The following is a 7,054-nucleotide window of genomic DNA, read 5'->3' on the forward strand; positions in this document are numbered from 1 at the left end:
GCTACAACGTCTGACTAGCGGGACCTTCGAGGATCTTGGTCAGGCGGTCCTTGATGGCGTCCTGACGGGTTTCGCTCTCGATCTTCTTGTTGGTGAGGTCGGTGACATAGAAGACGTCCACCGCCTTCTCGCCGAAGGTCGTGATGTGGGCGGAGGCGATGTCGAGGGAGAGATCCGAAAGCCCGGTGGTCAGCTCGTAGAGCAGGCCGGTGCGGTCGCGGCCCGCGACCTCGATGACCGTGAACACGTCCGACAGCGCGTTGTTGACGAACACCTCCGGCGGCACGGTGAAGGCCTCGACGCGGGGCGGCACCGGGCGGCGGTTGGCAAGCAGCTGCGCCACCCAGGTCTCGCCGCGCAATAACCGCTCGATGGTCTCCTCGATGCGGCGCGCGCGACGCAGCTCGTCCTCATCCTCGCCCTGACCACGCGCCAAGAGGAAGGTGTCGAGCGCGAAGCCATCGCGCGTGGTCGTGATGTGGGCGCCGGCGATGTTAGCGCCATTGGCGGCGCAGGCGCCGGCGAAGTGGGCGAGCAGGCGCGGATGGTTGGGCGCGAACACCGTCAGCTCGGTGATGGCGGTAAATGCATTCGTGGTGTGGGAGGCGGCGAAAGTCTTGCCCTCCTGCTCGGCACGCCGCAACAGGCGCGCATGATCGAGCTGCCGCTTGGGCTCGGTGCGCAGCCAGTACTCCGGATAATGCCGGTCGATGAAGCGATCGACATCGGCCTGGGGCCAATCGCTAAGCGCGGCGCGCAAGGCGGCTTGCGCATCCGCCACGAGCGTGCCGCGCGGCGCCTGCGTATGACCGCCAGACAGCAACGGCTCGGTCTCGGCGTAGAGGGTGCGCAGGAGCTGGCCTTTCCAGCCGTTCCACACGCCCGGACCGACGGCACGGATGTCGGCGACGGTGAGGAGGAGCAGGAGCTTCAGACGCTCGGGGCTCTGCACGATGTCGGCGAAGTCGCGCACGGTCTTGGGATCGGTGATGTCGCGGCTCTGGGCGATGTTGCTCATCGTCAGGTGCTGCTCGATGAGCCAGACGACGGTGTCGGTTTCGGCGGGCGTCAGTCCAAGGCGCGGGCAGAGCTTCTTTGCGATCTCGGCACCGATGATCGAGTGATCCTCGATACGGCCTTTGCCGATGTCGTGCAGGAATGCGGCGACGAACAGCACGCGGCGGTTCTGGATGGTCTTGATCAGCTCGGTGGAGAGCGGCAGGTCGCCGGACGAACCGCCGCGCTCGATGTCGGTCAACATGCCAACGGTGCGGATCAGGTGCTCATCGACGGTGTAGTGATGGTACATGTTGAACTGCATCATCGCCACGACGCGGCCGAACTCCGGGATGAAGCGGCCGAGCACGCCGGCGTCGTTCATGCGCCGCAGTGTCGCCTCGGGGTTCACGTGGCCTGTCAGAAGCTTCAGGAAGATGCGGTTGGCTTCGGGATCCTGGCGCAGCTTGTCGTCGATCAGGCGGTGCGAGTGGCGAAGCTGGCGGATGGCGTTGGGGTGCAGGAAGGTGTTCGTGTTCTCGGCCTGCGCAAAGAAACGGATGAGGTTGACCGGATCGCGCTTGAACACATCCGGATCGGCGATGTTCATGCGTCCGTTGTCGATGCGGAAGTCGGTCTTCTCGCGGATCTGACGACGCGTCATCCAGGACAGCGGGTTGAAGATGCCGTCGAACACCGGCGAGCTCTTCATCTGCTGGATCTCGAGCGCCGAGCAGAGAATGGTCGTGAGGTCGCCCACGTCCTTGGCGACGAGGAAATAATGCTTCATGAAGCGCTCGACGCCGCGCAAGCCGGCCTTGTCCCTGTAGCCGAGCTTCTGCGCCAGCACGGGCTGGATCTCGAACGACAGAAGTTCCTCGGGACGACCGGTGTAGAAGTGGAGGAAGCAGCGCACCGTCCATAGGAAGTCCTCGCACTTCCGGAACGTGGCGGCCTCTTCCTTGGTGAAGATGCCCTTGGCTACCGTCTGCGGCCCGACCTCGTGTCCGAGGAGGTATTTCGAGAGCCAGTGCAGCGTGTGCAGGTCGCGGAGGCCGCCCTTGCCGTCCTTGATGTTCGGCTCGACGCGGTAGCGGCTCTCACCGGCGCGGCGGTGGCGCTCGCTGCGCTCGGCCATCTTGGCGTCGATGAAAGCGCGCTCGGAGCCGCGGATCACCTCGTCGCGGAAGCGCTGCTCGAGCTCGGCGTAAAGCTGAGCGTCGCCGTGGATGAGCCACATGTCGAGAAGCGACGTGCGGATGGTCGTGTCGGCTAACGCGAGTTTCAGGCATTGATCGACAGTGCGCGTCGCGTGGCCGACCTTGAAGCCGAGGTCCCATAGCAAATAAAGCATGTACTCGGCGACGCTCTCGCCCCAAGGAGTCTGCTTGTAGGGAAGCAGGAACAGGAGATCGATGTCGGAACCCGGCGCCAACATCTCGCGGCCGTAGCCACCGGTGGCGATGACCGCCATGCGTTCGGCGTCGGAGGGATTGGTGGCGCGGTAGACGTGCGTGACGGTGTAGTCGTAGAGCAGGCGCACCAACTCGTCCTGGAAGCGGGCTAATCCGGTGGCGCATCGGCGGCCGTTGCCGTCCGCCTCGAGCTGAAGGCGCGCGGTGCCGCGGGCCGCCTTGACGAGGAACTTCAGCCGCTCAATGACGGCGGGGCGCGCCTCGGCCGCATTCCCGTGCGTGTTGAAGAGAGCCGTCAGCGTGTGGCGCAGCTCCTGCGTATCGAAATACGGCGGCGGCGGGAATCGGGATGTGTCCGTACGACTGTCTTGGGCCATCCGCACTCTTGGGGTCTTTCCGATTGAGTTTGAAACACGACAGGGCAGGCGGCGGCCGTGCTTCCGTTAAAAGCCGCAAGGACCCTAGAACATCGGCATTTGGCGGTAAACGCCGGCGGTCTCATTTGTCCGGGCCGGCGCGAAGCTGCTTCAGGCGATAGAGGGCATCGAGCGCCGCCCGGGGCGACAACTCGTCGGGATTAACGGCGTCGAGGGCGACCTCAAGCGGCGAAGGACCGGCAGGCTCGGGATGGCTTGCCGGGCGCGCGGCCGCGAAAAGCGGTAGCTCCTCGAGCGGGCCATTGGCCGCCTGGCCGCGCCGCCGATCGGCCTTCTCGAGCAGGCTCAGAACCTCGCGGGCGCGGGCAATGACGGGCGCCGGCAAGCCGGCGAGCTTGGCCACCTGGATGCCGTAGGAACGGTCGGCGGCCCCGGCTTTGACACGGTGCAGGAAGACGATGTCCTCGTGCCACTCCTTGACGTCCATGGTGACATTGGCGACCGAGGCGAGGCGTCCAGCAAGCGCCGTCAGCTCGTGGTAGTGTGTGGCGAAGAGCACGCGCGCGCCGCTCTTCTCGTGCAGATACTCTACGGCCGCCCAGGCAATGGATAGCCCGTCGAAGGTCGCGGTGCCGCGTCCGATCTCGTCGAGGATGACGAGCGATCGCTCCGTGGCCTGATTCAGGATCGCAGCCGTCTCGACCATTTCGACCATGAACGTGGATCGCCCGCGCGCGAGATCGTCAGCGGCGCCGACGCGGCTGAAGAGCCGATCGACGACGCCAATGTGCGCTTCGGCAGCCGGCACGAAGGAGCCGATCTGCGCCAGGATAGCGATGAGGGCGTTCTGGCGCAGGAAGGTGGACTTGCCCGCCATGTTCGGGCCCGTCACCAACCAGATGCGAGCGTCGGGCATCTCGTCGAAGCCGGGCGGGCGCTCGGCGTGGAGGCGACCAAGGATGCAATCGTTGGCCACGAACGGACCGCCGCGGGCGCGATGCAGGGCCTGCTCGACCACGGGATGGCGGCCACCCTTGATCTCGAAAGTCTGGCTGCCATCGACGACGGGCCGCACGTAGCGTTCATGGTGGGCGAGATGAGCGAGGGCCGCGGTGTGGTCCAGCTCGGCCAGCGCCGCGGCGATATCGGAGAGCGTGCGCTCGTCGCGGGAGACAGCCGCGGCCAGCTCGTTGAAGATCTCCTGCTCGATCGCGAGCGCGCGGTCGGCAGCAGAGGCAATGCGGCCTTCGATCTCGGCGAGCTCGGGGGTTGTGAAGCGCATGGCGCTGGCCATGGTCTGACGATGGCGGAACGTGTCGGCGAGCGGCGGCTCGGTGAGCGGCTTAGCGTTGGCCTGGGTCACCTCGATGAAGTAGCCGAGGATGTTGTTGTGACGAACCTTGAGCGACCTGACGCCCGTCAACTCGATGTAGCGGGCTTCCAGCTCCGCCATGACGCGGCGGCTGTCGTCACGCAGGTGGAGCGCCTCATCGAGGCCAGCGCGGAAACCGCGACGAACAAATCCGCCATCGCGTTTCAGATGCGGCGGCTCATCAACGAGGGCAGCCGCGAGCAGCGCCTGAAGCTCGGCTCCCTTCCCGTCGATGCGTTGCGAGATGCGGCGCATTTCTTCGGGCAAGCCGGGATCCCGTTTCGCGCTGCGCAGGCGCCGTGCGGCATCGGCGGCGGCGGCGAGCCCTTGCGCGATGCTTTGCAGATCGCGCGGTCCGCCACGACCGAATGCGAGCCGGGAGACGGCGCGGGCGATGTCGGGGGCGCCTTTCAGGGTGGCTCGCAGCGCTTCGCGCAACGGTTCGTCATCGAGCAGCATGGCGATGGCGTCGAGGCGGTCTTCGATAGCGTGCGGATCGGTGAGGGGAGTCGCGAGACGTGCTGCCAGCTCCCGCGCGCCGGGGCCCGTTACGGTGCAGTCGATGGCATCGAGCAGACTGCCGGCCTTCTCGCCCGAGGTGGAGCGCACCAGCTCGAGGCTGGCACGGCTCGCGGCATCGATGACGAGCGTTGCCTCGGTGCCGACGCGGCGCGGGGCGCGCACGACGGGCTTCTTGCCGATCTGGGTGAGGTCCACGTAGCGCAAAAGTGCACCGATCGCGGCTAGCTCGGCGCGCGTGAAGGCGCCGAAGGCCCCGAGGTCCGCCACGCCAAGGCGCGCCTTCAATTCGCGCTCACCGGCGAGGCTGTCAAACGATGCGGCCGGCACGGGTGTGGCGGCGGCGCCCGTGCGTGCGATCCAAGCCTCGAGCTCAGGCTCGGCGAGGAGCGTGTCGGCAACGATGACCTCACCCGGGGCAAGGCGCACCAGCTCGCCCGGAAGGTCCTTGCCACGCACCTCGCCGACCTCGAACTCTCCGGTCGAGATGTCGAGAGAGGCGAGCGCCGCGACGGCATCGCTGCCGATGATCGGGCCCTCCGAGCCTGGGGCACGAAAGAGAGCGGTCAGATAGTTCCGGCTGCCGGCATCGAGCAGGGTCTCCTCGGTCAGCGTGCCGGGCGTGACAAGCCGAACCACGTCGCGGCGAACAACGGCTTTGGAGCCGCGCTTCCTCGCCTCGGCCGGATCCTCGAGCTGCTCGCAGACGGCGACGCGATAGCCCTTCTTGATCAGGCGCTGCAGGTACTCGTCGGCGCGGTGGATGGGGACGCCGCACATGGGGATGTCCTGGCCCAGGTGCTTGCCGCGCTTGGTCAGCACGATGCCGAGGGCTTGCGAGGCGACGACCGCGTCGTCGAAGAACAGCTCGTAGAAGTCGCCCATCCGGTACCAGAGGATGCTGTCCGGGTTGGCGGTCTTGATCTCGAGGAACTGCGCCATGGAGGGCGTCGCCTCGCCGATGGCCGGCGGCGGCACAGCTGCGGTAGCGGCTGGCGCTGCTTCCTCCGATGGGGGCGTGTTGGTGTGCGGCGTCTCGGCGGCTGCGTCGTCATCGCGACGCGCCGTGTCCTCGTTTCGCTGCCGCTTCGGCTTCGCCATGCTCCGCACCATTCCCCGTTTCCGGCTCACGGATACCCGGTCGGAGACGGGATTGGAAACCCTGCTCGAGCGGCGTCGGCGATAAAATCGGCGGAATGCGTCCGGAAAGCCGGTCCGGGTCGCCAGCTTGTAAAAGCGGCGTACAGATTACTTTTTCGGCCTTCGAAGGTTATTGTGGCCCCTCGGCATTCATATCCACAGTAGATCGGGCGATCCACCCCCAATGGGTTCGTTCCAGCTTGCCGAATTTCTTGATGGCCCGCACATTGGAATTGATGCGGGAGACGAGATGCTTTGTCGAAATTGACTGTCGGAGCATATGGATTAGGCGCGATCTTACTCGCGGCCGTAATGGGCGCAGTTTTTGCGTTGCTGTCCAACTCTCTCACGGGCGGGCAAGCGCGAGCACCTGAGCTCACCTTCTGCAATGTCCCGGATACGATGGAGCGGTACGCGTGTCTTTCCGAAGCGGCAGCGCGGGGAGCCAGTGCGCCCGACTTCACCTTTCTGCCGGCCTACAAGGCGCTCGCCGTCATGCAAACGGTGCGAGCCGTTGCCAACTCGGCTCGCTATTCGTTCTGGTCGCAGGAGGTGAACTTTCGCGTTCCCGACAGCCAGATGCAACATGTCTGCCTCGATGAAGGGTTCGGTATCTGCGGCAACCACATGCTGCTTTTCGTCGACCTCATGGGGCGACTTGGCGTGCCGGCGCGTACTGTCGAAATGTACTACGTGGATCCGGAGACGGGCGGCCGGGTCAGTCATGCTGCGGCCGAGTTCGAATTCGACGGCAAGTGGCGCTTCATCGACATCACGTGGGGATCGATCTGGCTCATCGATCGAAAATTGGAGGCATGGCTCGGTCTGGATGACGTGCTCGCCGGTCGCGGCCAGCGAAAAACCTCGTCCCTGGATCCGTGGTACTTCTCGAGATCCACTTTGTTTCAGCCGTTCAGCTATATCGAAGCAAAGCCGGATGTCGTACGGGGCGGCGTGGGGAGCGTGGGCGTGCCTTTCAACGACGTGTCCGGGTTTCCCGTCGCAGACCTTGCCAACGTCCCGAAGTACTTCGGCGACAACCGATCCGATGGACGCCAGGACAAACTCGAGCTGCGACTGCCCGCGGCCGGCACTCAGGTTGCCGTGACGATCGGCGGTGTCGGCGGCCGCTGCACCCGGAGCCGCGTTGCATTCGAAGGACAGACGGCGCCCGTCTCGAAGGGCGTCGTGACGTTCGACTCTTCGGGCGGCGGCACACTTGCCATCCAAGGCGA

At 65.6% G+C, this 7,054-nt stretch carries 3 protein-coding genes; 1 reads left to right on the top strand and 2 read right to left on the bottom strand.

The window, feature by feature from the left end; genetic code table 11:
* Window position 1: 1 nt before the first annotated feature.
* Together QZV93_RS09365 and mutS are read right to left on the bottom strand one after the other, a co-directional pair.
* The gene (locus QZV93_RS09365; RefSeq protein WP_295557883.1) at window positions 2-2,788 is read right to left on the bottom strand and encodes a [protein-PII] uridylyltransferase; all 2,787 of its coding nucleotides are present in this window, start codon (window positions 2,786-2,788) and stop codon (window positions 2-4) included.
* 121 nt (window positions 2,789-2,909) lie between these two features.
* Window positions 2,910-5,621 carry a DNA mismatch repair protein MutS gene (gene mutS, locus QZV93_RS09370; protein WP_295557913.1) on the bottom strand — a complete coding sequence of 904 codons (2,712 nt, stop codon included), beginning with the start codon at window positions 5,619-5,621 and terminating at the stop codon, window positions 2,910-2,912.
* A gap of 600 nt (window positions 5,622-6,221) precedes the next feature.
* Here mutS and QZV93_RS09375 point away from each other — a divergent pair.
* On the top strand, window positions 6,222-7,054 hold an 833-nt coding region (locus QZV93_RS09375; protein WP_295557884.1), incomplete at its 3' end, for a transglutaminase domain-containing protein.

Source organism: uncultured Hyphomicrobium sp. (genome assembly GCF_902826555.1).
Taxonomy (GTDB): domain Bacteria; phylum Pseudomonadota; class Alphaproteobacteria; order Rhizobiales; family Hyphomicrobiaceae; genus Hyphomicrobium_C.

What these genes read in the sequence shown, in the direction of transcription:
- QZV93_RS09365 (WP_295557883.1), bottom strand. Translation starts at nt 2,788, where the DNA reads ATGGCCCAAGACAGTCGTACGGACACATCCCGATTCCCGCCGCCGCCG.
- mutS (WP_295557913.1), bottom strand. Translation starts at nt 5,621, where the DNA reads ATGGCGCAGTTCCTCGAGATCAAGACCGCCAACCCGGACAGCATCCTC.